The 24,392-nt window shown below is 56.1% G+C and carries 23 protein-coding genes and 3 pseudogenes; 15 read left to right on the forward strand and 11 right to left on the reverse strand.

Annotated features, from left to right (window positions below; translation table 11 throughout):
* Positions 1–8 precede the first annotated feature (8 nt).
* The 3 pseudogenes from BDK88_RS17505 to BDK88_RS17515 form a co-directional block, all read right to left on the reverse strand.
* Positions 9–230, reverse strand: a pseudogene (locus BDK88_RS17505) (helix-turn-helix transcriptional regulator); the annotation flags it as partial.
* Positions 230–1,709 (reverse strand): annotated as a pseudogene (gene tnpC / locus BDK88_RS17510) (IS66 family transposase). The pseudogenes BDK88_RS17505 and tnpC, both read right to left, overlap by 1 nt.
* A gap of 575 nt (positions 1,710–2,284) precedes the next feature.
* Positions 2,285–2,431: pseudogene (locus BDK88_RS17515) on the reverse strand (helix-turn-helix transcriptional regulator); the annotation flags it as partial.
* 270 nt (positions 2,432–2,701) lie between these two features.
* Between BDK88_RS17515 and BDK88_RS17520 the strand changes: the two are divergent.
* Positions 2,702–3,676, forward strand: a complete 975-nt coding sequence (locus BDK88_RS17520) for a deoxyhypusine synthase (protein WP_130501495.1) — start codon at positions 2,702–2,704, stop codon at positions 3,674–3,676.
* Between the two features lie 211 nt (positions 3,677–3,887).
* Here the strand turns inward: BDK88_RS17520 and BDK88_RS17525 are convergent, their stop codons facing one another.
* Complete coding sequence (locus BDK88_RS17525) at positions 3,888–4,910, reverse strand: LLM class flavin-dependent oxidoreductase (RefSeq protein ID WP_130501396.1); 1,023 nt, start codon at positions 4,908–4,910, stop codon at positions 3,888–3,890.
* 288 nt (positions 4,911–5,198) lie between these two features.
* Between BDK88_RS17525 and BDK88_RS17530 the strand changes: the two genes are divergently transcribed.
* Both BDK88_RS17530 and BDK88_RS17535 read left to right on the forward strand, forming a co-directional pair.
* Positions 5,199–6,386, forward strand: a complete 1,188-nt coding sequence (locus BDK88_RS17530) for an MFS transporter (RefSeq protein WP_130501496.1) — start codon at positions 5,199–5,201, stop codon at positions 6,384–6,386.
* A gap of 60 nt (positions 6,387–6,446) precedes the next feature.
* Positions 6,447–6,875 carry a DUF7575 domain-containing protein gene (locus BDK88_RS17535; protein WP_092935446.1) on the forward strand — a complete coding sequence of 143 codons (429 nt, stop codon included), beginning with the start codon at positions 6,447–6,449 and terminating at the stop codon, positions 6,873–6,875.
* 29 nt (positions 6,876–6,904) lie between these two features.
* Here the strand turns inward: BDK88_RS17535 and BDK88_RS17540 are convergent, their stop codons facing one another.
* Complete coding sequence (locus BDK88_RS17540; RefSeq protein ID WP_092935448.1) at positions 6,905–7,504, reverse strand: TetR/AcrR family transcriptional regulator; 600 nt, start codon at positions 7,502–7,504, stop codon at positions 6,905–6,907.
* 177 nt (positions 7,505–7,681) lie between these two features.
* On the opposite strand from BDK88_RS17540, the gene BDK88_RS17545 reads away from it, so the two are divergent.
* The 6 genes from BDK88_RS17545 to BDK88_RS17570 all read left to right on the forward strand — a co-directional run bounded on the left by BDK88_RS17545 (position 7,682) and on the right by BDK88_RS17570 (position 14,667).
* On the forward strand, positions 7,682–8,281 hold the full coding sequence (locus BDK88_RS17545; RefSeq protein WP_130501497.1) for a TetR/AcrR family transcriptional regulator: 600 nt from the start codon (positions 7,682–7,684) through the stop codon (positions 8,279–8,281).
* On the forward strand, positions 8,281–9,762 hold the full coding sequence (locus BDK88_RS17550; protein WP_130501498.1) for an MATE family efflux transporter: 1,482 nt from the start codon (positions 8,281–8,283) through the stop codon (positions 9,760–9,762). The genes BDK88_RS17545 and BDK88_RS17550 overlap by 1 nt, the downstream gene beginning before the upstream one ends.
* Positions 9,755–10,579 (forward strand): polyprenyl synthetase family protein, encoded by an 825-nt coding sequence (locus BDK88_RS17555; RefSeq protein WP_130501499.1) that lies wholly within the window; start codon positions 9,755–9,757, stop codon positions 10,577–10,579. The genes BDK88_RS17550 and BDK88_RS17555 overlap by 8 nt, the downstream gene beginning before the upstream one ends.
* A gap of 102 nt (positions 10,580–10,681) precedes the next feature.
* The gene (locus BDK88_RS17560) at positions 10,682–11,536 is read left to right on the forward strand and encodes a transcription initiation factor IIB (protein WP_130501500.1); all 855 of its coding nucleotides are present in this window, start codon (positions 10,682–10,684) and stop codon (positions 11,534–11,536) included.
* Positions 11,537–12,029: 493 nt separating this feature from the next.
* Positions 12,030–13,844, forward strand: a complete 1,815-nt coding sequence (locus BDK88_RS17565; RefSeq protein ID WP_242611699.1) for an SWIM zinc finger family protein — start codon at positions 12,030–12,032, stop codon at positions 13,842–13,844.
* Positions 13,837–14,667: a hypothetical protein gene (locus BDK88_RS17570; protein WP_130501501.1), complete on the forward strand. Its 831-nt coding sequence runs from the start codon at positions 13,837–13,839 to the stop codon at positions 14,665–14,667. Before BDK88_RS17565 ends, BDK88_RS17570 begins: the two co-directional genes overlap by 8 nt.
* A gap of 2 nt (positions 14,668–14,669) precedes the next feature.
* Here the strand turns inward: BDK88_RS17570 and BDK88_RS17575 are convergent, their stop codons facing one another.
* On the reverse strand, positions 14,670–15,821 hold the full coding sequence (locus BDK88_RS17575) for a homing endonuclease associated repeat-containing protein (RefSeq protein WP_130501502.1): 1,152 nt from the start codon (positions 15,819–15,821) through the stop codon (positions 14,670–14,672).
* Positions 15,822–16,058: 237 nt separating this feature from the next.
* Here BDK88_RS17575 and BDK88_RS17580 point away from each other — a divergent pair, with 237 nt between their 5' ends.
* A complete protein-coding gene (locus BDK88_RS17580; protein ID WP_008015449.1) occupies positions 16,059–16,823 on the forward strand; it encodes a SprT-like domain-containing protein in 765 nt (254 codons plus the stop codon).
* Between the two features lie 1,339 nt (positions 16,824–18,162).
* Here the strand turns inward: BDK88_RS17580 and BDK88_RS17585 are convergent.
* Positions 18,163–18,417, reverse strand: coding sequence for a hypothetical protein (locus BDK88_RS17585; RefSeq protein WP_130501503.1), 255 nt, complete (start codon positions 18,415–18,417; stop codon positions 18,163–18,165).
* 216 nt (positions 18,418–18,633) lie between these two features.
* The gene (locus tag BDK88_RS17590) at positions 18,634–19,824 is read right to left on the reverse strand and encodes an ISH3 family transposase (protein ID WP_130501460.1); all 1,191 of its coding nucleotides are present in this window, start codon (positions 19,822–19,824) and stop codon (positions 18,634–18,636) included.
* Positions 19,825–20,269: 445 nt separating this feature from the next.
* Between BDK88_RS17590 and BDK88_RS17595 the strand changes: the two genes are divergently transcribed.
* On the forward strand, positions 20,270–20,641 hold the full coding sequence (locus BDK88_RS17595; RefSeq protein WP_130501504.1) for a MarR family transcriptional regulator: 372 nt from the start codon (positions 20,270–20,272) through the stop codon (positions 20,639–20,641).
* Positions 20,638–20,988 (forward strand): type II toxin-antitoxin system PemK/MazF family toxin, encoded by a 351-nt coding sequence (locus BDK88_RS17600; RefSeq protein ID WP_130501505.1) that lies wholly within the window; start codon positions 20,638–20,640, stop codon positions 20,986–20,988. The genes BDK88_RS17595 and BDK88_RS17600 overlap by 4 nt, the downstream gene beginning before the upstream one ends.
* Before the next feature lie 53 nt (positions 20,989–21,041).
* On the opposite strand, the gene BDK88_RS22145 is transcribed toward BDK88_RS17600, so the two are convergent.
* Together BDK88_RS22145 and BDK88_RS17610 are read right to left on the reverse strand one after the other, a co-directional pair.
* A complete protein-coding gene (locus BDK88_RS22145) occupies positions 21,042–21,227 on the reverse strand; it encodes a helix-hairpin-helix domain-containing protein (protein ID WP_277613487.1) in 186 nt (61 codons plus the stop codon).
* Positions 21,228–21,747: 520 nt separating this feature from the next.
* The gene (locus tag BDK88_RS17610; RefSeq protein ID WP_130501506.1) at positions 21,748–21,969 is read right to left on the reverse strand and encodes a hypothetical protein; all 222 of its coding nucleotides are present in this window, start codon (positions 21,967–21,969) and stop codon (positions 21,748–21,750) included.
* Here BDK88_RS17610 and BDK88_RS17615 point away from each other — a divergent pair.
* Positions 21,968–22,165 (forward strand): hypothetical protein, encoded by a 198-nt coding sequence (locus tag BDK88_RS17615; protein ID WP_130501507.1) that lies wholly within the window; start codon positions 21,968–21,970, stop codon positions 22,163–22,165. The two genes, BDK88_RS17610 and BDK88_RS17615, sit on opposite strands and share 2 nt — an antisense overlap.
* A 23-nt stretch (positions 22,166–22,188) precedes the next feature.
* Here BDK88_RS17615 and BDK88_RS21345 read toward each other — a convergent pair whose 3' ends face one another.
* Positions 22,189–22,365, reverse strand: coding sequence for a hypothetical protein (locus tag BDK88_RS21345; protein WP_165396992.1), 177 nt, complete (start codon positions 22,363–22,365; stop codon positions 22,189–22,191).
* A gap of 243 nt (positions 22,366–22,608) precedes the next feature.
* Here BDK88_RS21345 and BDK88_RS17620 point away from each other — a divergent pair, with 243 nt between their 5' ends.
* Positions 22,609–22,929, forward strand: coding sequence for a helix-turn-helix transcriptional regulator (locus BDK88_RS17620; RefSeq protein WP_130501508.1), 321 nt, complete (start codon positions 22,609–22,611; stop codon positions 22,927–22,929).
* Positions 22,930–23,339: 410 nt separating this feature from the next.
* Positions 23,340–24,374, forward strand: a complete 1,035-nt coding sequence (locus tag BDK88_RS17630) for a hypothetical protein (protein ID WP_130501559.1) — start codon at positions 23,340–23,342, stop codon at positions 24,372–24,374.
* Positions 24,375–24,392 lie beyond the last annotated feature (18 nt).

Consider the following 24,392-nt stretch of genomic DNA (forward strand, 5'->3'; position numbering starts at 1 on the left):
CGTGACTACTACTCCTCGTACGCGAGGTTCATGATCCATTGCGAGAAGGCGTCGCTGTTAGGATCAATCTCTTCCTCGCCGACAAACGGCGAGAGCATATCGCCGGCCATCAGCAGTCTGAAATCGAGGTCTCGTGCGGTCGGCGAGATGAAGTAGGTGTTGTGGCCCTTGTAAACGGTTTCCTCTCGATCGACCAGTTCCTTTTCAACGAGCGATTCGACGTATCTGTTTAGCGTAGTTCGGTCGTAGATGCCTCTGCTCGTGATTCCGGTCGCTCTCCTCCCAGCACTGATCTCAACTGATCGGGCGGATCAAGTCCCTGACGCTCCCACGTCGCCACCATCGTCGAAAGCGTCTCGTGAATTCGGACTCCGGTTTCCGACCGGAGTCCACCGAAGATCTTCCGCATCACTACCTGCTCGCGCAGAGCGCGCTCTGCGCGATTGTTCGTCGAGTCCACGTCCGGCTCCGTCACGAACGTCAGCCAACAGCCCAGCCCGTTCCTGATCTTCTCGGCTAACTGCGTGACTTCCTTGGCCTCGTAGTCCGCTCTGATCAACTCTTCCAGACACAGCGAGGCCTGCGCCCGCCTCCGCTCGCGGGCGGAGGCGGGCGGATTCCCTTCATCGAACGCGGTTAGATCGTCGTGGAGGTCGTGCAGTATCTCCGAGATCGGTTCGGCTTCTTCGTGGCGCTCGGCGACGTACTTCGCTTCTCTGAGAAGGTGCGCCCAGCACCGCTGGAGCTTCCCGTGATAGCTCGGATACGCCGTCCATCCATCGCAACTCAGGGTGGAGTCCTCGGCGAGTTCGTCGCCGAGGACGTCTTCCAGCACCTGACACCCGCGGCTCTCGTCGATCGTGTAGAAAACATCCTCGTCAGTTACGAACGTCCACGCCCAGTGTTGGTCGCCATCGACCGGAAAGCCGGTTTCGTCGCAGTAGATGACGTCGCTTTCCCGAACTGTCTTTCACTTCCTCATACGCGGGTCGCAGACCGGCTGCGACCCGCTCGGTCATGTTGTAGATCGTTGCTGGTGAAACCGGATGGTCGAGCTGCCAGTCGAACAGTTCGGCCTGTTTGCGGTGCGGGAGCCGCCCGTGATAACGGAGGAGAGCGGTTTGGGCCAGCAGGTGTGGCCCAAACCGCCCGGTCTCCGGACAGTCAGGGTGTTCGGCGACGACCTCGTTGCCACAGGCGCATTCTTGCTTTCCGAGTTCGTATTTCGTGACTTCGGTTGGGACAGGCAGCGGTATATCGACGATGACGCGAGAGACATACTCGTCGGGATCAGTGAGAACACGGTCGCAATTGAGACAGTACGCCTCCCCGACCCGGACAGTCCGGTCCGGGTCGGGCGGTGGTTGGGTGGTTCCGTTGTGACCGGGGTTGCGTCCAGGTCCAGACGAGGAGTCGCTGGCGGCGTTAGCGTCGCCGCCAGCGTAGTCGTCCTCGTCATCTTGCTCAGACTCGTCGTTCTGTGACTGGTGTCCGGCTCCGCCCTGTTTGCTGGACGGTGTGTGAGCGTTTTCGTATCGCTTGAGACGCTTTTCAAGTCCCTCGATTCGTTCGTTCAGCTCAGCGTTTTGCTGGCGCAGAAACGCGTTCTCAGCGAGAAGAGAGAGATTCCACTGCCGATGAATCGTCCGACCCGCAGAACGGATCGCCGGGTTCTCCGACCCCGGCGATCCGTCAAGCCCGGAAAGCACGATTAGTGGCTGTTCGTCCTGCTCTTCCCTGAGAGCTACGATTTCACCTTGGCCGCTCCGCTAAACAGATACCCGTGAGCTATGGGCGCTATACGAACTTAACGAATTCAACGTTCGCAACCCTGCATTCGTGGATGTCGTCTTCACACCAGGTACTGCAATACTCGTCCAGCACTGGCAGTGACTCTGTATCGTTCGGGTTGTCGCTATAACCGTCGTACCACGGCGACTGAGATTCGTTCGATCGAACTCATTTTGCTCGGATGCATATTCATCTGTGGTTACTGTAACGGTGGTAATGCATAGAATACGATTGCGAGGCCGATTCCTGGACCAATAGAAATAACAATTGCTTCTTGCCACGTGTTTCCGAGTACGAGAATATTCGTTACGAAGGCAACGCCGATTCCGATGAGCAATCCAATAATGGCCCAATGTAATTTTAACTGTATTATCGGATTCATATGTCATGATACTGTTCCTTTAATATATACCTTCGCTCTTGCGTAGGGGTCTCTGTAAAATCCATCACTGGGCTTTTGATTGTGGGTGGGTTTCGCTCTCTGATGACTACAAGATTCGACGATCCGGCTGCCCTTGCGCGAGGAGAATTCCAGTTCCTTCCAGAAATCGCTCTGGTGGATGCCGCCGGACTCGCGGATGAGCTTGAGACCCGCTCGCTCGTCCTCGTTGAGTTCGGCTTCGGCCGTGGAACTGCTCATGATGGCCACCTCGCCATGTGTACTGCTATAAGCAGGAGTGCATCCATACTACATTCAAGACAAGGCGAGCCGTTAAAAAGTGCCTTTCGTCGACTGTCGATTCAACCGCGGTGCCGTCGTCCTCGAGTCCGCCGCCGTCTTGCTGGATGAAAGGGGTGTCATAGAAGTCTGCTCAGGCTGTTGATACCTCCCAAGCATATGGTGAACTGGCTTTGAAGAACAAAGCGATCATTTCGAGCTATTCAAACTGGTCGCGGTCGTATCACCTATATGGATAACGACGAGTCTCACGATCACGTCCTCCCAGGGAGTGACGAGGAACTCGACACGCCGGACGTTCGTGGATACGACTTCCGTGGTGAGTTCGATTTTCACGAGATGCTCGACGCATACGCGACGACGGGTTTCCAAGCGACGCAACTCGCAGAAGCCATCGATATCGCGGAGCGTATGCAGGACGAAGACGCAACGATCTATCTCACGTTCACCTCAAACATCATCTCATCGGGGCTACGTGAGACCGTCGCGTATCTCGTCCGAGAAGGCTACGTCGATGTACTCATTACCACGTCTGGGTCGCTGACCGAGGACGTTATCAAGACGGCGAAACCGTTCAAGATGGGTGAATGGGACGCAGACGAGGAAGCACTCCGGGAACGAGGAATCAATCGGCTAGGGAATATCTTTGTTCCGTCCGACCGATATGTGTGGTTAGAGGAATATCTGTACGACTTCTTTGACGACTTCTTCGCTGAGGAGAAGATCAGAACGCCCACAGAGTTTGCACGGGAACTGGGCGAGACGCTCGACGACGAAGACTCAGTGTTGAAACAAGCTGCGGACAACGATGTGCCGGTGTACTGTCCGGCGCTGACGGACGCTGAGGTGGGCAATTTCCTCTATTATTACCGGCAAGGTTACGATTCGGATGTCGGAATCGAGATCCTTGACGACTATGATTCACTCATCGAAGACGGATTACTGGCCGACAAAACGGGGCTCATTGCAGTCGGTGGAGGCGTACCGAAGCATCACGCGATAATGACGAACCTTTTCCGAGGGGGTGCGGACTATGTGGTCTATATTTCGACAGGAATGGAAGGAGACGGATCACTATCGGGAGCGCCGCCAAATGAGGCCGTCTCTTGGGGTAAAATCAAGGAAGAACGAACGAATTACACACAGATTGAGGCGGAAGCAACTCTCGTCTTCCCGCTACTTGTCGCTAGCGCGTTTCAAAATTAATGTCGGATTCGCAAAACCTAACCGAGTGTTCGGACGGTGAGCCTGTCTGGGTTGGTGGGTGCAGTAAACCGCCCATCCTCGTCCCGAAAAATCTCTTTGCGTGGAGTGCTATTGGCATAGGCTGAGGGAATTACGAAAACCGTGGGGCACCCAATCCGGGGTCGTTTACAAGCGGCCGAGGCGAATGCCCCGGGCTTGACCCCGAGGCGATTTATGTGAGTCCGATGCCCTCAGCAATCAGTTCGTGCGAACGGAGCGCATCGTTGTGGGTTGCATGGATGTGTTGGATCATCACCTCGTCAACGCCGACACGCTCCGTGAGTTGTTCAAGAAGTGATGAAATCGTCTCTGGGCTCCCGGAAATCGCTCGTGGCCATTCATCAACAGTGAGTGTTGCGGGCGTTGGCTCTGGAACTCCACCGAGTTCGTCGATAGCCTCTTCAATAGACGGTCTCGTGCCGACAACCCCGCGTTGCATACGCTGATATGACGCCTCCGCCACGGCTCGGAGCCGTGCGGCCTCCTCATCGGTCTCTGCACAGACTGCGTTCACAGCGATCATACCTTGTGGCTTGTCGATACTACCGGCAAGTGACGAAGACTGGAACTGTTCGCGGTACGTCTCGAACGAGTGGGTTACGAACTGTGGTCGAATGAACGCCGCAAAGCAGTATGGGAGCCCGAGTTCAGCTGCGATCGCAGCGCTTGATGGACTTGACCCGAGCACCCATGGCGTGGGGATATCCTCGTCCGAGTACGGTATCTGCAGGTCGCTATAGGGATGTCCGTCGGGGTAGTCGTCATAGAGATGATTGATGACGGCTTCAATCTTTTCTGCATGATCTTCATCGGGATTCTGGATGTGTCGGTCTGTTCCGAGAGCTTGATCTGCCGCAGGCGACCCATTAGCCCGGCCAAGGCCCGCGTCAATACGACCTGGTGCGAGTGAATTGAGTACGCCGAACTGTTCGGCGACTTTGAACGGGCTGTAGTGGTTGAGTAGCACTGCTCCTGATCCGAGTCGAATCGATTCTGTTTCAGCGGCGAGGTGTCCGAGCAGCACTTCGGGCGTCGTCCCAGCAATAGTGTCTGCCATGCCATGATGTTCGGCTACCCAGAACCGAGAGTATCCGAGCTTCTCAGCCTGTTGAGCGGCCTCAACGGTGTTTGCGTATGCGTCACTCGCGGTCCCGTCGTTCGGAACGGGAGACAAATCGACAACAGAGAGATCCATACCTTGATTCAGGGATTGCAGGAGTTAACGGTTTGGTTAGTGCTTATCTTTCTCGATGATAATATCGAAGCTGGTGTGGGGATTCTTTAGGCAGAAGTTTCCGAATGAGTCGCTTATACCTCGCTCTTGCGACCTCGATGAGAAGACTTTTGCACTAACTGAGTAATTAGCTTGTATGTCAGCGACACTCCTCATCCTGTTCGAAGAGCCACTAGCGAACAGGTATACTCGATTAAACATGGGGCACACAGATGCTCTGGCCGCGTCCACGTAGATAGCCTCGTCTCTATGAGTGACCGATCCCGACTTTCGCTTGTCGTCTGGAGCGTCCTCGTCTCGCAGGTGTTTCTCTATCCGGGGCTTGATGAAACGGTCTCGGCACTGGGTGGCAGTGAGAGCATTCTCGCCGGAACGTGGTTTCTAGTCGCTGAGTTCGGCGCATTTGTTTTGTGTGCCGTTTTGTGGGGTGTTGCCAGTGATTCTCTCGGGTCTCGAACACCGCTGGTCGTCCTGGGCGCGACGGGCGGTGCTGTAAGTTACCTGGCGGTTGCGCTCGCTCCGCATGTTAGCCTCGGATTCGGTGTTGTGTTGCTATTGCGAGTCGTCGGTGGTGCGTTTACCATTGGTGCGTTCTCGCTGTCGATCACAATGCTAATGGACCTCTCAGGTGGACACGGCCGAAACATGGGTGCAGCAGGGACGGCCATCGGACTCGGTGCGGCACTCGGCTCGGTCGTTGGTGGGCAACTCACCACGGTTGATCCGCTTGCGCCACTATACGGGGGTGCAATACTCCTCGGTGGTTCGGCTGCCCTCGCTGCGACGATTCCCGACGGGAGTGCCGGTGGTGGGCTCCCTGTCGATACAGTCGTCGATCGAGTCCGATCGTACCCGACCTTACTCGTGCCGTTCGCATTCGGATACATTGATCGCTTGACTGCGGGATTCTTTGCGTTAACCGGTGTTGCGTACTTCAGAGACACATTCGATATCGATGCTGCGACAGCAGGGTTCACGCTTGCGTTGTTCTTCGTTCCGTTTGCAGTGTTACAGTATCCAGTCGGATCGCTCTCGGATCGAATCGGGCGATTCCTGCCAGTCGTTGTCGGATCACTACTATATGGAGTGACGATCATCGCCGTCGTACTTTCGCCTACTTACGTGGCCGCAGCAATTCTGATGGTATTCGTCGGTGTCTGTGGGGCGCTTGTCTCACCAACGACAATGGCACTTGTCACTGATATCGTACCGGCGACGGAGCGTGGTGCAGCAATGGGCGGATTCAATGTGTTCGGTAGTCTCGGGATGTTGAGCGGATTTCTCATCGGTGGAACCGTTACAGAGCTGTACGGCTACCTACCGGCATTTCTCGTAGCTGGTGGACTAGAGGTCGCGATTGCAGCGCTCGCGTTTCAGCCCGTTCGGCGGATCACGGGTTATGACACAAGACTGTCATATGGGGTGGGTGACAATTAAAGATGACTGGCGAATGCCGACAGGAGAAGGCTTATACTTACTAACCGATTAGTTAGGGACATGGCTCAGTCCACATCGCAGAAACGACCGTGGCTCGCGATGCTACTCGCGATGCTCGCTACCGGGCTCGGTCACCTTTATCTTCGGCGGTGGCGTCGCGCGCTCGGATGGCTCGCTGCCTCGTTCGTCGTGACCGCACTGTTCGTCGATCCGACTGCGCTCGACGCGTTTGTGACCGGCAACAGTGGCCTCGAGGAGGCGTTGGTTGTCGCACCGCTGTTCCTCGTTATCGGCCTCAGCACCCTGGACGCGTACCTGCTGGCGCGCTCTCAGCGTGTTCCAAGCGCGGTCGATCCTGCCGCAGCGGAGTCAACTTCCTGTCCTCATTGCGGAAAGGAACTCGATTCCGACCTCGAGTTCTGCCAGTGGTGTACGAAGCCGATCGAAGACGTCGATCAGGAGCGACTTGAGGAAAGAGACGGTCGATAACAATCATTCTACGGACTTCTGACTGGTACTCAGTCGTCAGCGACTAGAGCGGCGGTCACGTACTCTGCTGCGGTTTGTCTCGCTGTCTCGAGCGAATCTTCTTCGTCGAACACAACCGCTCGTGTCCGCGCGCCATCGACGATTATCATGAGTGCCTGGGCCACGTGGTCGGTGTCGACATCGTCGAACACGCCTGTCTTGATCCCTTGGTCGATCACCGTGCGGAGCAGGTACTGAACGTACTCGTCGTTTTGCTGAAACCGCTCGCGGAATTGGTCGTTGTACGGCACTTGACTCCGCATCTCTAGTATAGCGACGAGAAGGTCTTGATGGTCCCTGGGATCGACGAGCAGTTTGTCGAGTAGCAACTCGAGTCGCTGCTCGGGATCTGTCGTCTCGACCTCGTGAACCGTGTCCTTGAACTGATCGAGAATAAAATCCAAAAATGCTGTCAGCAGATCGTCCTTCGTGTCGTAGTGGTAGTGGATCGCAGCGGTTGACTTCCCGTATTCATCGGCGATACGCTTGATCGTGAGATCGGCGTATCCGTGCTCACGAAGTGCGCGGTACGTCGCGCGCATGATCTCTTCGTGTGGGTCGGGGTCGGCCTCTGTCGGCGTATCGGCCATCGTACGAGTACTGATGTGGGCCGCAAATAATAGTTTTGACCCACTCGTCAGATAGTATCGCTTCGTACGGGTGTCGATGTAGACGTCTACATGGATGAAAACCGGTGACCTCTCTTGAGAGCGTTGTGTTCCAAACCCTTTTGACTAATCGGTTAGTAAGTACATGTGCTTCCCGACATGGACGATGATACAGCTACTGAAATTCTCGAGGCGACGTCTCGGGCACTCTGCAAGCACGGATACGCCGATCTCACTCTCACAGATATCGCTGACGAGGCAGACCGGAGTAAAGCAGCCATCCACTACTACTACGACAGCAAAGAGAACCTCTTCCTCGAGTTTCTCGACTTTCTGTACGAACGATACACTGCGCAGCTTCCCGCAGTCGACGGTGGCACGCCGCGTGACCAACTCTATACGCTCCTCGAAACGGCTCTCACTGACGAAGAAGCTGCGCCTGCCCAAGAGTACCAAACCGCGCTACTCGAAGTGACAGCGCAAGCGCCGTACAACGACGCGATCCAGACGCGACTCGTCAGCTTCGATGATCTGCTCTTCGAACGGGCGCGGGAGATCATCACGGCTGGTGTTGAGAGAGGCGAGTTCAATGAAACGGTTGAGCCAGCCGTCGCTGCCGAGTTCCTTATGACGGCTATCACGGGAGCACATACGCGGCGTGTAGCTATCGATCAACCATCCGAGCGATCCTATGAGGCGATCACACAGTACGCTGAGAGACACTTTCTCGCAGACGAGCTATCGGAGGCGACCCATTAATGGGAGTTCGAAGTCGCATTCGATCTTTGTTCAAGGGACCTGAGGAGTTCGATCTCACCGCGGGTAGCATCGGCAAGCCCCTCTTTTTCTTGTCGATGCCGATCGTCGTGACGAACCTCTTCCAGACCGCTTACAACCTCGCGGATACCTTCTGGCTCGGCCAGTACAGCACGGATGCCCTGGCAGCGATCAGCTTCGCGTTCCCGATGGTCTTCCTGCTCATCTCACTCGGGATGGGAATCTCCGTCGCCGGCAGCGTCCTCGTCGCACAGTTTACCGGTGCAGACGAAGAACGCGAAGCTGAGTACGCCGCCTCGCAGACGGTGACGTTCGCCGCTATCGCCGCAGTCATCCTCGGCGGCGTCGGCTATGTCGGCGTCGACACCTTCCTCGGCCTGCTGGGCGCCTCGCAGGATGTGCTGCCGCTGGCGACCAACTACATGGAAGTCATCTCGCTCGGCCTGTTGTTTATGTTCGGATTCGCTGTATTCATCGCACTCATGCGGGGATACGGCGACACGATTACACCGATGCTCGTCATGTTCGGATCGGTAGTGCTCAACATTATCATCGATCCGTTCTTGATCTTTGGATGGACAATTGTCGAGAACGCCCCGCTCGTCGGCACGCTCTCCTTTCCAGAACTCGGCATTCAGGGCGCGGCTATCGCCACCGTGTTCTCGCGTGCACTCGCACTGGTCGTTGGTCTAGCAATCATGTTCCGCGGGGACCGCGGTGTCCAAATTAACCTCCATGATATGGTCCCTGATCTCTCGTATCTCCGCCGCCTCGTTCGCATCGGCTTGCCGGCATCCATCGAAGGGACTGGACGAGCGGTCTCGATGAACCTGCTGTTGGTCATCGTTGCGATGTTCCCGGATACAGTCGTGGCTGCGTACGGCATCGGGACGCGTGTCTTCTCGGTTGCCTTTCTCCCTGCTCTCGCCGTCGCCCGTGGCGTGGAAACGATGACCGGTCAGAATATAGGGGCTGATAAACCAGACCGAGCAGAACAAGCGGCAGAGCTGGCCGCGAAAGTACTCTTTGGGGTCCTTACGGTCGCAGGAATCGCCGCCTTCCTGTTCCCAGAACCTATCGTCTCGGCGTTCGTCGGTGCTGACCAAGCGAACGCCGCTCAGGTGGTCGATATCGGTGCAGAGTTCATCCGATACGTCGCGCTGACGTTCGGGTTCATGGGCATTATGCGGGCGTACACGGGTAGTTTCCGTGGTGCCGGAAAGACGCTCACTGCAGCGGCGATCTCGGTGCTGACGCTTGGTGTTGTTCGCTTTCCGATCGCGTGGCTCACTGCGGGCCCGCTCGGTGAAAGTGGTATCTGGCTGTCGTTCGCCATCTCGAACATTGCAGGAGCAACCATCGCCTACGCATGGTATCGACGTGGCACGTGGCGCGAAAGTAATCTAACCGAATCCAGAGTCGATATTGATGAAACAAGTGTCGAGGTGGCAGGCAATGACTGATCCAGTGCCACTCTCCTCGTCACAAATCGACCGTCAGTTAGAGTCAGTGCTCAGTGACACAGAAGAAGCCGGACTCCCACTTGTTCGTGAAGTTCTACAGGAACCCCGCGACAGATGGTACGGCCAATTGGTGGGACACGCATACGCCTCGCTGACAGACACTCAAGATCCTGAAATCGTGTTACCAGCTGCAACAGGAGTCGAATTACTCCGCGGATACGTCCGCCTTCGGAATCGATTATTCGTCACGCTCTCCGGGAAAGGGATCCACTCACTCACGTTAGAACCGGCACCGGCGCTGCTCGCTGGTGACTACCTGTATACGGCCGCATTCACTTCACTCCGCTCGATACCCGACGTTCCGTCCAGTGACTGTTTCGAAGTACTGACGACGGTTCTCGGAACCATCACAGAAGCATTTACCCGTGTCTACACATCGGCCGAATCGGCGAGTTACGATCCAGCGACGTTTTTGGATGAGACGGCAGGGAGTCTCGGTAAAGGCGCTGCCGTTTTGGGAGCAACGCTTGCTGGCGTCGATGACTTGCATCGCCGGCACTTCGCGCGGTTCGGATACGGACTCAGCACCGTCCGACAGGTTGACCGCGTTCTCGAAGTAAATCCGAAGGAAGCGATGGTTGTCCTCCCAATGGTGGACGAGTCACAACTCCGGATACACGCCCAACGGCGGCAAGATGACGCTGACCGAGCTCTTGATGCACTATCAAAGACTACTGACGTGACAGGTTTGACATCATTCACTGAGTCAAAAGAGAACAGAGCTAACCCAGGTGGGAATAATGAAACATTCGATTAGCATACTGGACATCTGGTTGATTCAAACAGCACACTCAGGAATCGAATTTGAACGGTCCTCAACACAATACAGAAATATTATGTTGTCTACTGAACTCCATATATGACAAAGGAATCTCAAGAAGTTGCCCTCGAGTATCTAACGTCAATCGATCAGAGCCTCCACTTGGATGAGAGCGTTCGCCAGTACGGAGAACTCCTCATTTCAGAACTGACGTCACAAGGAATACAAATCTATTTTCCTGCCAATACTGCTGCAGCCTGCTACCTGCTTACTTGTCGTTTGCGAGAGATTCCAGTTCGTGTGACCAAGATAGCCAACATCTCCCCTGCTACGAAAGCAGACATCCTCAACGAAATGCAGCGGGTAGCAGACGCGCTTGATCTCGGAATACCGAATGATGATCCGGCGGTAATCCTGGAAGAGGTATGTCGAGACCTAACTCTCTCTCCCGACATCGAAACTCGCGCGCAACGTGTTGCCGAATTAGGTGATGAGGAGGGGGTTACTAGTGGAGTGTCTCCGTATACGTACGCGGCAGCAGCGCTCTACATCGCCAATTCAGCTGCCGACACCGACCTCTCTCAAGCCGACATTGCCAAACAGTTTGACGTATCAACAGCTACACTCCGAGACAGGCGTGATGACCTGCTTGAAGCAATTGGGAGTCGTCTTTTTGAACTTCACTTTCCGACAGCACCGCCCGAAGCTGTCTCATTCGTTGACGACCTGCTCCAACACGCACAGACCGCACAATGGGCAAAAAACAAGCGGCATATGGGAATTCTGGCTGGTGCATGGTTGTATGCGGCGAACAAATATCAGATCGAAATTGACGCAGCAGAGCTTGCGTCTATGACTGGAGTAAGTGTATCAACAATTCGAGCCCGTTATGAGGACTTGGTCAATCATACCAGCACTACTGGCAGAGGTAATACCGACCGAAGTCAAATTTAGATGTCAGTAATTGGTTGTGTATAGATAGGGATCAGCAGAGATACTCATAGACACCCCATCCCGATAGATCGTAACACGATCATGGCCACTCCCGTTGATCCTCTGGTCGCTCACACATAACGCTGAGACGTGGATTCTGGGCTATCGCTTCTTGATGTCACGCGAGATTACGATCTGCTGTGAAGAGCGAGATGCGGTGCGAAGAACAGATAAGTAAATTCCTACATGAGGGTGTACAAAGGGAGCGTATGACCCTCTACAGGTTCAGAGTCCTGCTGTTGACCTCGGTGACGGTTGGGAGCACCACATCAAAATTGAAGAGATCCGGGAGGGCACGCCCGATGACGATCCGGTCGTCATCGAGAAACAGGGAGAGGCACCGCTGCAGTATCCCGATCGGGATCGGTGACGATGTCACGCGATGTTGTTCCATCGCCGAGTGCGATCGACAAGACACATTTCCAAGAACAAATACTATCCACGCATCAAGAGCATGAGTAACGAGCGATGGCCACCCATCACAGAAGCAACAATCAGAGACCTTGCCAGGTCCAGCTCTTACGACCGCGGCCAGGCCTACTACGACCGCAGCGCAGTCGGTGAGATGGTTCGCCGTGGGGAGACAGTCCGTGCCGATGTCGAGGGGAGCCAGTACCAGCCTTACACGGTCACGATCGAGTTCGACGATGCTGGCGTTGCGCGCACAGGGTGTACCTGTCCGTACGACCATGGCGGTATCTGCAAACACCGTGTGGCGGTTCTTCTGATATGTCTCCGCGACCCTGAGCGTGTCACCGACAGCTCACCTGTCTCGGAGTTGCTTGAGGGGGCGAGTCGTGAACGTCTCGAGGAGTTACTCGTCGAACTCTCCGAGGACCGCCCGGGGATTGCCGAGTGGATTGAACTCCGCCTCACGCCCACGGACGCGGCTGCTTCTGACACCACCGTATCAGTGAATATCGATTCTATCCGCAAGCGGGCGAAGCACGCACTGCCAAAGCCGGGTCAGCGAGGACACAAAGATGCCTATGCAGAGGCGGAGCGGATGGCGTCAGAGCTGGACGAATTGATTGATCAGGCACAGCAGGCACTGGACGCCGGCGATGGAGAGATAGCAGTGGAGATTCTCGAGGCGGTCTCGGACGTGCTCGCGACCAACCGTTGGTCTGGACTGCTCCCGTACGACGTCACCGAACTCTACGAGACACTGGGAACATTGGGTGAAACATTCGCAGAAGCGATGCTCGTGGTCGAGTTGAGTGAGAGTGAGCGTGAACAGTGGGAACAGCGCCTCACCAAGTGGGACGAGGAGATACGACGCTTTACCGGTAGACCGACGCTTGCTGTCGCCGCCGACGCAGCACGGGAAGGGTGGGACGACGATCTGCTCCAGCGGGCCCTTGACGGCTCTCTCACTGACGGGGAACTCGACGTCGACGAACCGGAGTTCGTCGCCGGTCTGACCACGGTACGTCTCTTCGCTCTCGAACGGCAGGGACGTACTGATGAGTATCTCAATCTGGCCAGGGCAGCAGGCAAGACCCAGAACTATACCGAAATGCTGGCACGAGAGGGGGAGATACAGGCATCTGTCGACTGCGCGACTGAGAACCTCTCGACGCCGCAGTCGCTGCTGGAGATTGCACAGACACTGCGTGGGACTGGTAACCCAATAGCTGCATTGGACGTTGCCGAACATGGACTGACCGTCGATGGCTTCCGGAAAGCCAGATTGGCAGAATGGCTCCGGGACCGGGCCGCGAGTCTAGGCGAGGAGGATCTCGCGCTCCGGGCTGCGATCGTTGCCTTCGAAGAGAGTCCATCGCCGAGTACGTATCAGGCCGTGGAAGAACTTGCAGGCGATGAATGGGAGTCCGTTCGAAGTGAACTTCTGGAGTCACTCCGGGAGCAAACTCCAGCGCCGGGAGACGCAGCCGACGTGTTCCTTGAGGAAGGCCTGTACGACGAGGCCGTCGAGCTTGCTGATCGCTCCGGCAGATCCCGCGTGGTCAAACCTGTCGTCGAGGAGGTCACGGAGCATCGTCCCCAATGGGTAATCCGGACGTGTAAATCGAACGCTGAGCCGATCGTCGAGCAGGGGAAACACGACAGCTACGAGACGGCTGTCCGCTGGCTTAGATACGCGGGCGAAGCAGCCCGGGAAGCCGACGAACTCGAAGAGTGGCGCGAGTACGTTAAGACAATGCGTGATGAACACTACCAGAAGTACAAGCTGCGACCGATGCTGGACGACCTACTAGAAGAGTTTCGCTCTCCGGACGCTAGCGAGGTGAGTTCGGATGGCTGAGATGGGGTTGACACCGACAGACCGATGGCATCTGCTCGGCCGACATGCCTGTCATCATCTCGGCTCGACAGAGATTATCGAAACGAGAACATTCGACGAATTAGCCTTGACACATCCGGAGTGGGGGACTGTCGGTGTCCCGAACGATGCTGGCGATCCAGACGCGAAGTGGTGTAGCCACTGCAAGGACACGATCGAGGAAATGCGATCCAGACGGTACGACGCTATCGTCTTCCTGAAGCGACGAGTCCCGTATCGTAACGTCTCGTGGACGACAATTGACTCGAACGACGATTGTGCTTGGTGTGGAAAGGCCAGCAGTGCCACGTGGTACAATGACGATCTCGATGAGAAGGTCTGTCCGGCCTGTGCCAGGAAGTACAACAGCCCCAGCATCGAGGTACGCACACCTCCGGAAACAGATCTCCGGCAGGAAACACCGGACAGTGAAGTCGACTCGATCCGGTGTACGTACTCTTCGAGCGGAACCGACTCATCGGAACGCGAACAGGCGCGTCAGCGCGCTGCCGAAGAAGGGCGTCCATATGTCGAAGTGAAGATAAAAAAGAAATACGCCGACGTTATCTGCGATATTGGAGGAACTGGCCATCGATTCTCCCCAGCAACGATTGAAGAGATTGAGGCTCTCCAGGCCGAACAACAAGAAAAAGCCGACACTGACCAGGATCACAAATCACACGTCGGGACCGACATCCATCCGGCTGGGACACACGTTCAGACGAGGTCGCTGTTGCCTGATGAGGCGAAACGGCACGCAGCCGACCTTGCCGCGATCGCTGCTGATCCAGAAAACTGGCAGTGAACTTACTGTGTCATGTCTGCTGCCGTCTCGTCGCTGTCGGGATCGTACCGGCGCAGCTGGTGGGTTGTCGGTTCGAATCCCGCTGCACGGAGTGCCTCAACCCACGAACCGAACCGCCGTTTGTATGGCGACGGTGAATAACGTCCGAGTTCGGTCATCTGTCTGACCGTCGGCGGACGGTCGACGACATTACCGAGTCGCCGTAGTTCGGTGATCAGTTCTTCTCTGGAGAAGAGGTCCTCCGACGTCCCAATAAACGGGGAGAATCCAGCCCGCTTGATGGCGTTGTTCCACGAGTCGAACCGATTGACGTACGCGTGCACTGAATACTGGCCGTGTTCGTTCATCTGCTCGGCGGTGGGCCGTCCGCCGACCTGATCTGCGAGCCTGTCGATTTCCTCCAGCAGTTCGGAGGCTGGAATGCGCTGTTCGGATGCGTCGGGGCTCGATGCAGCGGGCGTGTATCCCGCGGCACGTATCGCGTCGTTCCACGAGTCGAACCGCCGGAAATACACCGAAGCTGTGTACTTTCCATGCTCTCTCATCTCTCTGGTTGTCGGTGATCGGCCGAACTCCTTGGCAAGCCGTTCGAGTTCGTCGAGCAGTTCTGCCTTGGTGTACTCGTTACCCGTCCTTGGTGGCTTGTATCCCGCAGCACGTAGCGCATCGCTCCACGATCCGAACAGATCGTGACAGGTTCGCGCCGAGTAGGCACCCTCTTCGTCCATCTGATCGGCTGTCGGTGGCGTTCCGTCTGTCGCCAGCCGGCTAATCTCCTTGATTACGTCCGCCTGGCTAATCGTATCGGGCTCTTGCCTTTCGATCCCGGCTGCGTCGAGCGCGGATTCGAGGTCATCGAACTTTGAGTATACTTGCGAGAGTGGATATTGACCGTGTTCCCGGATCGCCTCCGCCCAAGAAGACGGGTTTCCGACGATGTCCTGAATTCGTTGCAAGTCTTCGATTACGTTGGCACGGGTCGTCGCTGTGGCGTCAAGACCAGCTGCCTCGAGCGTTTCGTCCCATGCATCGAAATAGTGATAATATGCCTGGGCGGAATATCGGCCATGTTCGTGCATGTCTTCTGTCGTCGGTGATCTCCCCAACTCTTCCGCAAGTTCTCGAAGATGCTGGACGAGTTCTGTGCGGCCCATGTGCCTGTCATGTGTTTAAAATACCAAAAACCTGTTTCAATTATCATACTCGGCAGTGTGGTAGATCTCTGAGTTTGTCAGTACCTGCGTGTCGGCGATCCTGATGTTGTCGAGAACCCGGACCAATCCCACCACAATACGGCGATCTTGACGAGTACATTGACTCATCAGTGCTACACCGGCTGCGAACCACTGAGAGATCGAGACTTCTTTGTCTCACGTCAGAACATGGAACGTATGGTGACTGCGGGCAAGCTTGGAGATTCGCACGCCCTTTCTCAGCGGGCACGGGCGTATGCGAACGAGGTTATTTTCGGTACTGAGTGGCCATTGACGCCAGACCACATTGACCTCTCTCGTGTAACCTTTGAGACCAGTACACGAATGACGCGACGGCACGGGGTCTGTTCATCGGACGGACGTGGCAACTGTACAATTCGTCTGTCCGCACAGACCCACGACAGGGCGGGATTCGAAGCCCTACAGGAGACGATTCGCCACGAACTCGTTCACGCCTACCAGCAGCAGACTACCGGTGTTGATACCGGTCATGGCGAATCGTTCAAGCAATGGGTGGAGCCGTTAGCTCTCTCTGGGCGGTGCACCACTCACTACGAGAAACAACCCGAGGACTACAAATATCGCTTCTACTGCATGGATGGGTGTGGATTTATCGGCGGTCGCCACCGCTGGAGTACTGCCGTGGCCCGTGCGATCGAGGGAACGCAAGTTTGTGGCACTTGCGACGCTCAACTCCATGTCGAAGGCCCCAGCGGTGTCCTTGACGAGGTTCCTGAATGGCGCGATGACACCTCATTCGATGAAGCCGACCTTCGGTACCGGTTCTACTGCGAGAACTGTGGTCTCATTGGCGGCCGCCGACAGATGTGCAAGACCGTCCGCCGGGTTGTCCACGGTGCCACTATCTGTGAACACTGTGACTCGTTGGAAATCGAAACGCGTGATGAAAGTGGGAACATCATCACACCCAATGACCTCTAGCCTGTTGACGGATCAGTTGACGTCGATTGAGGATGTTGAGAGGTGTTAACTAACTCTTCGTGTCTTACAGTAGTGTATGTTCATCCGCGATTCAGAGGGGGTCTGGCATCATGAGGAGTGCAGTCTCGTGACATTGTCCATTGAGAACAACCGTAATCGGTGTGCAGATTTGGATCCAGAGATGCCAGGTAAATGGTGTGATCACTGCCTACCTGATCCAACCGCTCGCTGAAATTTCGTGTCGTCGGATTTGGTGAAGAGCGGCGTTTGAACTCGACCATCATCTCAGACGGAACGGTTCATGGCTTCTCACTGTCGACCCTCAACTCGGTTTCGTAGGATTCGCTCTCAGAGGGCGCTCTTCACATCGGCTGGGCGTTCGCAGACGCCCACACCTCGCTTACGGACCGTTCCCACCATGGGCTGGGACCGTTCGCTGAGAGCCTCTCTGTTGTCGATCGATTGTGCGATCGACTCGAGACGGTCTATGGAGTGTCCGCGAGCACAACCGCACGCGACACCTCTTGCGTACCGATCAGGACGGCGACAGCGAGCCGCTCAGACTTGAGGCGCATTCCCTCACGGCGTGTCCGGTACTCTAACGACGTGGTGGTACTCGTGAACCTCAAGAACGACCGCGTCGGAGTGACGAAAGGTCCTGACGCAAGTCGCTCGTGGCGGACTTCCTATCCGGTTGCCGCCTCCCGGCGTATCGAGGGATGCTTAGATAGATGCCGGTAACGATCCCTACGGGAAGCCCGATCTCGAAGTAGCGACTCGGGGCCGCGATGACGGACGAGTAGGTCGACTCGGGGAAACTCGATTCAATTTTTCTTTCTGTTCGACCGTGAGAACGTGTTTAACGTTTGTTTTCGGGCGATTCATGTCTAGAAAAATTGAACGGGTGGTGTTGCGAAGATAGGAAATAATGCACAGATCTGACGGCGATCACTCGCAGGACTAATACTGTCGGACAGAAGTCAATACGAAGTCGGTCGCGAATTCGCGGCCGTCTCCACCGGTGACGGCCGCAGTAGAGCGACCGATCTTCACGTAGTTCTGTCCGACAGTATAAGTAGTCTCGCGTACCCCTGCTCACAAGTGGATAGTCCGATTCTGTCAGAACAATGGGAGAATTTGTTTCCGTTAGCAGCAAATGGACTTCGTTTGTTCCAATCAAATTGCGCTGAATCAGTTGATCAGTAGATGTGCGAACTGACCACTGAGATACCTATCCATTCTCGCACGCTTTCCGAAAGTCATGCAAGATGCAGGGTGCATATCCCGCGGAGTGGGCTCAAAAATCACATTAGGATCAACCAGAGATAGTAAATAAATCTCATAAATAGGCGAATAGCGTCCCCAAGATGAATAATCCCGCACCAAATGCAGCAAACCAGATGGCCCATCCCGGCTTGATTTCAGTGCCATTTTTCCATTGTGCCGCAGTTGCTGCCACCACGATGGTTCCGCCGATCACAGCAAGCACACAACCAAGATGCATTCCATCGATCAAAATATTCCCGAGGCTAGTAAGAATTACAACTACACCGAAAGCTCCCATCGACACGTAATAGAGCAATTCTCGGTTCATATTCTCAATAGTCGCTAGTTGTCCACTGCGTCAATCACGCCACGGACAGATCCGAGGAAATAGACGAGACGTGAGGCAGAATCAGTGTGTAACCTGACGAGGAGACAGCACACAGTTGAGAATCTGTCTCACTACGCTCACTTTGGCAGAGATTCTGACGACGAGAAAGATAGCGGACGCTAGTAGCCGACCTCGCTTCGTCAGAAGCGAGGCGGCTTAGCCGAGTCCGTGATCACATCCAGGTGGCAATCCGGTACCGTTCGTCCGATGCTTCTCTTTCCATCCCAGATCGCGGTCTAACTCCCGGACGACCCCGTGGAGAAACGCATCTCCGAACGTGAACTCAACGGGAAGTGCTCGCCCGCCACGGCGTGGCCGGGCGAGCACGGCCCACTGTAATACCAGCCACAACTGCTCTAACAAGAACCCGACACCCACGTAGAAGAGGCGAATCGTCGTTGACGGTGTTGTCGTCACTGCACGCGCTTCACGGAACTTCTCGTAGCTCTTTTCGATCTGTGACCGCTTGTTGTAGATCGTCGCAACCTGCGTCGGCGTCCGGTCTTCCAGACCGTACGCCGCGTATCCGGTCGCCTTCACGCCAGACTTTCCACGGTCACCGTTCTGGTAGGTAACGTTCACTGCCATCGGAAACGTCTGTTCGTGCTCTTTCCCCTCACAAATCGTCTCTTCGGTCATGTATGACGCCGTTACGGAGAGCTTCTTTCGGATCGACGCCTTCCCGGTCTTGACCGGGAAGACTGGCGGTGCACTTTCTCGAAGGACGCCAATCAGCTTCCCGACGTAGGCGTCTCGATCCATGAGAATTCGGTCGATCTCGAATGGATACGTCTCGACGCGGGCGAGCAGGCGCTCGACCGCGTCGGCCTTGCTATCTTCGCCAGCAACCGGTTCAACCGCGAGTGTCAGCGGCTTTCCCTGCGCAATCACGAACGCTGTGCAGTAGCGATGACACTGGGTAGTCCCGTCCCGAGCAGACATCCGTCTGATCTCGCCGTCACTGCTGGGATTTCCGTGGAAGGGGTTGTCCATGAAGTCGATACAGACGGTTCTCGACCTGTGGCGGTCGAGAACCGTCATCGCCAGCGTAGCGAGAATATCGTTGACGGCGTCTAGAATCGGGTCTTTTTGGAGCGTGTGGAGCCAATCCATGACGGGTTCTCTATTGGGCGTTTCCTCTGTATTGGTCGTGACGCCGTTGACAGAGGTTGTCCCAGCGGCGGCTCGAAGAACGACTTCCATGATATCGCCGGGATCGAGGGGCGAGCCCTCGATTCCCGGCATCGGAATCAACAGGAGGAGCTCCAGAGAAAGAGCCTTGAGTTGCCGGTTCGAAATGAACTCGTCTGGATCAGTAAGTACCTGCTTGAGTTTTGGAAGGTTCATCAGGTGCGGATCCGGACAGCGGATGAATCAGATTTCTGATTCACCCGCTTCCTTCATCACTACGTGTTAGCCAGCTGGCCGCTTAGCCAGAGTGGACAACTAGCGATAGTACTGGGCATGGACAAAACCTTTCTTGTGTGATAGCTTCGGCAGCTGTCTGATGGATCTACAAACCAATCGCTGAACTCACGCTCTAAGTCCTGAACTACGTTTCTGGCTAATTTCTGAAAGGTCACTGTCCATCGCGATATGTGCGTTCCCTGTACTTATCGAATTAGGATGCCCGCACAGTAGGTGTGACGCCCGTTCTATAAGACCCCAGCTAGCCGTCTCAATGCATAGATTTCTCGAACCGCTTCGTGGTCAATAGTGATTTCTCCTTCTCTGTTTTCGTAGCTTTCACTCCTAACACTCTTTACAGCGGATGACGTACCCCCATTCAACGATGTCCATCGACCGAGACACCTTCGAGAACACGAGTGAAGACGAACTCGAAGAACTCTCCGTGCCTGATCAAGTCCTCGGATTTCTCGCCGCCAACCAGGATCGGGCGTTCAAGGCCCGCGAAATCGCCTCCCAGATCGGCGTCGACGAGGGCGCAGTCAGCACCGCGCTCTCACGGTTGAAAGACCGTGGTCTGGTCGAACACAAGGCGACGTACTGGGCAGTGACTGACGACGCTGAGCGTCTCGACGGATACAGCGGGTACGAACGAGCAACGGCTCTGTTCAACGACCAACTCGGTCCAGAGGACAAGGAAGCGTGGCGCGAGCACGCACCGCAGGAACCCCACCCAAGCGTCGAGGACGAACAGTGACCGACGAAGAGACACCGATTTTCGAGCGGGGCGACGTCGTCTACGGTGATGATCCATTCAAAGGCGAGGAAGACGCTCGGCCCTGGCTGATCCTCTCGAACCACGAAGGCCGTCCGTTCCACGGCGACCAGTATATCGCGTTAACGTTGACGTCGAAATCCTGGATGGACGGCCTCATCGACATCCCTGAAGAGCGTTGGCTTCGTGGTGGGATGCCGGATGAGAGTCGGATCGTCCCGTGGGGCGTCCAATCGATAGATCACGAGGACATCGACTTCTGGCAGGGCTGCCTTGACAGTGATCTTGTTGACGAAGCAGTGACTGCGCTCGTCGAAGAGCTACAATAGCTTCTCCGATGGTTTGTTTGAGTCGCGATTTGGTGAAACAGCTGTAGGTAAGTCTACTCATGGACCAGAATTGAACGGGGCCTCGACTTCTCGATAATAGACGAATTAATACACAATAGGCCAACACCGTAGACACCTTCCAGTCGCTCCCGGTCGCTCGCACGCAACCCCTCGAGTGTCTCGTACTCGCGGGCAATCGCCTTCGACGTGGCCGGCCCGACGTTGTTGACGCCTTCCAAGACGGCTGCATATTCGGAAAGTGGCCTCTGTCGACGTGTGATCTCGGGGAAGGTTGGTGAAGTACCTCGGGGACAAGCCCCGAGGCACTCGCCCTACTCAGCCTGTAGAAAACCGGCTTGCTGGCCGGTCGCGCTACCAGTCGATACCCACCATACCACCGTTAACCACCGCGACGGCGCTCGAGCCACTGTCGGAGCGCTCGAACGCCTATTTCCACCACTACGCTGCCGAACCCAATCACAATTCCATAGGCGAGTGCTTTCATGGCGATTGTCGAACGCCTTGGACCCGGGATAAGCGTGGCGGGGGTCTGACTGCCGACTGTCCTCGAGCGCCCAATTTGCCCGGCAGCGATGGTGTACCGTCTAATCAGGGCCATGGCCGGAGTAACCGCTGGTTAGCGCCGCACTGATAGATCACTTCGCCTGTCCGAACGCAGAAACACGGCGTGGCCTCGAGCACGCCGCAGGCTGTCGATTCGCAACTTCGAGCGAAAATACTGTCGGAAATCGCTAGTCGCTATTCACTTCTCGGCATCGACAACCTGCCGTCTTCCGTCTCGCCCCAGTCCTCGCCGGTCGCGTTGCACTTGTAGCGATGTGAGCGCACGACACGTTCGGCGATCTCCCGATTGTCGTCGACGGTCAGCTCGTCGTCGGCCTCGAGCGAGCGGTCGTAGGTCCATCCGCACTCGCACTCGGCTTCGATCACACCTTCGGGACCCATGAGCGCGCTGGTCATGCCATCCCTCCATAGCGAGCGCGGACGTGTGCCGGCAGCGCCGGTCGCGGTCGCCGCCGAACGCGAGTACGGATCGGACGCCGATGTCCTGGCGATCGACGTGGAAGCCGAAGCGAAGGCCGCCTACGAGCGTCGCCGAGCTGACGAACTCGAGTATCAGGTCGGGCTCGAGTCGTTCGCTGGGGGTTCGGCGTAGAAAATCAGGCTTATTTGCTGTCTCTACAATCCGGTTTGGTTTGCCGTCCACTCTTTGAGTGCCTTCTTTTGCATCGCCTCGAAGTCGCCGAACCGCGTGTGCTGGTCTACGTACTCGTCGAACTTATCGTCTGGGATCGCTTCAAAATCGCCGTCGGATTCGACTGTCCACGGGCTTGCCTCGAAGAACGCCTCGAGCACGTCGTGGTCGCATACGACGACCGACCCGACGACTAGCAGTTGTCCCCCACGACACAGATAGCGACGAACTCGCTTCGTGGGTGACGATCGAGACCGACGTAATACTGGGCCTCGAGAATTGGCGATAATCGGTGGTGCTTTTCTTTCTGATCTACGAGTAGTTGATCTGTATTTCGGTCTTCATAAACGAGAAAAGCACCTGTTGGGAGGAGGTTTATATCTGAATAGACGAAAATCTGAAATATAGCAACAACTGATAGAAGTGCGCCACAGAACGCCTCGGAACTGACTGCATTCCAGCGTGATTTGCTGTTCATAATCGCCGATGTTGGCCCGGAAAAGGGGCTGGGAATCAAAGATGAGATCGCCGAGTACTACGCCAAAGAAATCAACCATGGACGGCTGTACCCAAATCTTAATACGTTAGTCGAGATGGGGCTTGTCGAGAAAGGATCGATCGACCGCCGAACCAACAGCTACGAACTGACCACACGCGGTACACAGTTGCTTACCGACCGTCTCGAATGGCAAGCCAACCAGTTCGACGTCGATCGGGAGGTGTAGGCATAATGGCCGAACTGATCAGTCTGTTGAATCCACAGACGGATACCACTGTGCTGACTGAGTACCTCTTCTCGACCCCGCCCGCTGCCTCGAGTTAAGATTCCCTTGCGGCCAGTCGGCATAGTCACTCGGCACGACGGGTTTTATCCGCTCACTGGTGTCGAACGCCAATAGTCGTCGTCGAGCACGTTACTCGAGTGAGCGAGCGGCGCATACAGACCACGTCCGAGACGTTTCCGGATGGTGGGCTGGCGTCGGTTCGGTCGGCCGTCGAGGCTGTTCTAGTGAGCGTCTTCGACGGCTCGACGAAACACAGAGAAAGCAGCGGGTTCGACGCCGCCGACCGCATCGAAGTGCGCGACACCGGTACTGTTTCAAACGGTCAAACGGTCTTTACAAACATCGAACAGATGCCCCGCTCCCTCCCCTCAGCCCGTACTGTTGCAGTACTACTGCTCCTCGTCGTTGGTGTGGGTTTCAGTTTCTCCTTTTACGCCACCGTTGACGGCGCAAGTGTTACGTATACCGCGACTGCCGTCGAACCCGGGGAGAACCCCGAACTAGTCACACGAGCAGCGAGTAACGTGACCAATCTGGACGAACGAATCGCAGGCACGTCGACACAACACCAGCGACCGATTCAGAGAGCTGCAGCGACTGGTTCCTACACCGGTCGTCTTGACCCGGAGCTCGACATCGTCATCGACGATATCGAGTCGCCGTACATCTGGTACAACGAGAGCTACTACACGTGGACAGTCTCGACGCAATCCGAAACGACGAATGCGACGATTCGAATGCAGCCGACCGACCCGGACACGGTGTTCGAAACCGTTGCTCGCCCGGTCGACGACGCGCCGGCGGAAGTCACGACAGCAATCGCGGAAGGAACAGCGACCGGATTGACCGTTGAATACGGCCTGTACCAACAAAACGGGGAGTACTACGTCGTCGCGCCGGAGAGCGAGGGTGCAGTTCTCGCTCAACTTGGGAAAATCTTCGCCGGATTTGTACTCACACCAGTCGGCCGCGGGTACACCGCGGTTGCGATTGGACTTCTAGCATACCGATTCCGTGGACCGATTTGTGACCGATCCCTGACTGTTCGACGAGCGATCACGATCCCTGCACTCGCGATTTCGATCGCACTCATCGGGACTGTCCTCTTTGAGAGCGGCTCACTCACCCGATTCGTGACCGGTCCGACGAGTGCGTTCGTCGTCGCGGCTGGGACTGTTGCCGGCGTTGCTGCAGCTCGGCGTCAATGGCTTCAACTCGTTGGCGTCTCGATCGGGACTGCTCTAGTGGCGATCGGGGCGTTTGTCGCCGCAATCGGCGTCGTCGGGGCTATTTTCGGCATACTGGCTGTGTTCCTCGGCTTCACTACCGGCATCGTACCGTTCGGGTACGGGTACTGGTTTGCTCAACCAGTTCCCAAGGACTGATTTCGTCCCCAGCGTGGA

The sequence above is a fragment of the Natrinema hispanicum genome (genome assembly GCF_004217335.1).
Taxonomy (GTDB): Archaea; Halobacteriota; Halobacteria; order Halobacteriales; family Natrialbaceae; genus Natrinema; species Natrinema hispanicum.

Excerpts from the sequence above, each read along its gene's own strand:
- BDK88_RS17520 (WP_130501495.1), top strand. The coding sequence starts at position 2,702 with ATGGATAACGACGAGTCTCACGATCACGTCCTCCCAGGGAGTGACGAG.
- BDK88_RS17525 (WP_130501396.1), bottom strand. The coding sequence starts at position 4,910 with ATGGATCTCTCTGTTGTCGATTTGTCTCCCGTTCCGAACGACGGGACC.
- BDK88_RS17530 (WP_130501496.1), top strand. The coding sequence starts at position 5,199 with ATGAGTGACCGATCCCGACTTTCGCTTGTCGTCTGGAGCGTCCTCGTC.
- BDK88_RS17535 (WP_092935446.1), top strand. The coding sequence starts at position 6,447 with ATGGCTCAGTCCACATCGCAGAAACGACCGTGGCTCGCGATGCTACTC.
- BDK88_RS17540 (WP_092935448.1), bottom strand. The coding sequence starts at position 7,504 with ATGGCCGATACGCCGACAGAGGCCGACCCCGACCCACACGAAGAGATC.
- BDK88_RS17545 (WP_130501497.1), top strand. The coding sequence starts at position 7,682 with ATGGACGATGATACAGCTACTGAAATTCTCGAGGCGACGTCTCGGGCA.
- BDK88_RS17550 (WP_130501498.1), top strand. The coding sequence starts at position 8,281 with ATGGGAGTTCGAAGTCGCATTCGATCTTTGTTCAAGGGACCTGAGGAG.
- BDK88_RS17555 (WP_130501499.1), top strand. The coding sequence starts at position 9,755 with ATGACTGATCCAGTGCCACTCTCCTCGTCACAAATCGACCGTCAGTTA.
- BDK88_RS17560 (WP_130501500.1), top strand. The coding sequence starts at position 10,682 with ATGACAAAGGAATCTCAAGAAGTTGCCCTCGAGTATCTAACGTCAATC.
- BDK88_RS17565 (WP_242611699.1), top strand. The coding sequence starts at position 12,030 with ATGAGTAACGAGCGATGGCCACCCATCACAGAAGCAACAATCAGAGAC.
- BDK88_RS17570 (WP_130501501.1), top strand. The coding sequence starts at position 13,837 with ATGGCTGAGATGGGGTTGACACCGACAGACCGATGGCATCTGCTCGGC.
- BDK88_RS17575 (WP_130501502.1), bottom strand. The coding sequence starts at position 15,821 with ATGGGCCGCACAGAACTCGTCCAGCATCTTCGAGAACTTGCGGAAGAG.
- BDK88_RS17580 (WP_008015449.1), top strand. The coding sequence starts at position 16,059 with ATGGTGACTGCGGGCAAGCTTGGAGATTCGCACGCCCTTTCTCAGCGG.
- BDK88_RS17585 (WP_130501503.1), bottom strand. The coding sequence starts at position 18,417 with ATGAACCGAGAATTGCTCTATTACGTGTCGATGGGAGCTTTCGGTGTA.
- BDK88_RS17590 (WP_130501460.1), bottom strand. The coding sequence starts at position 19,824 with ATGAACCTTCCAAAACTCAAGCAGGTACTTACTGATCCAGACGAGTTC.
- BDK88_RS17595 (WP_130501504.1), top strand. The coding sequence starts at position 20,270 with ATGTCCATCGACCGAGACACCTTCGAGAACACGAGTGAAGACGAACTC.
- BDK88_RS17615 (WP_130501507.1), top strand. The coding sequence starts at position 21,968 with ATGCCATCCCTCCATAGCGAGCGCGGACGTGTGCCGGCAGCGCCGGTC.
- BDK88_RS17610 (WP_130501506.1), bottom strand. The coding sequence starts at position 21,969 with ATGACCAGCGCGCTCATGGGTCCCGAAGGTGTGATCGAAGCCGAGTGC.
- BDK88_RS17630 (WP_130501559.1), top strand. The coding sequence starts at position 23,340 with ATGCCCCGCTCCCTCCCCTCAGCCCGTACTGTTGCAGTACTACTGCTC.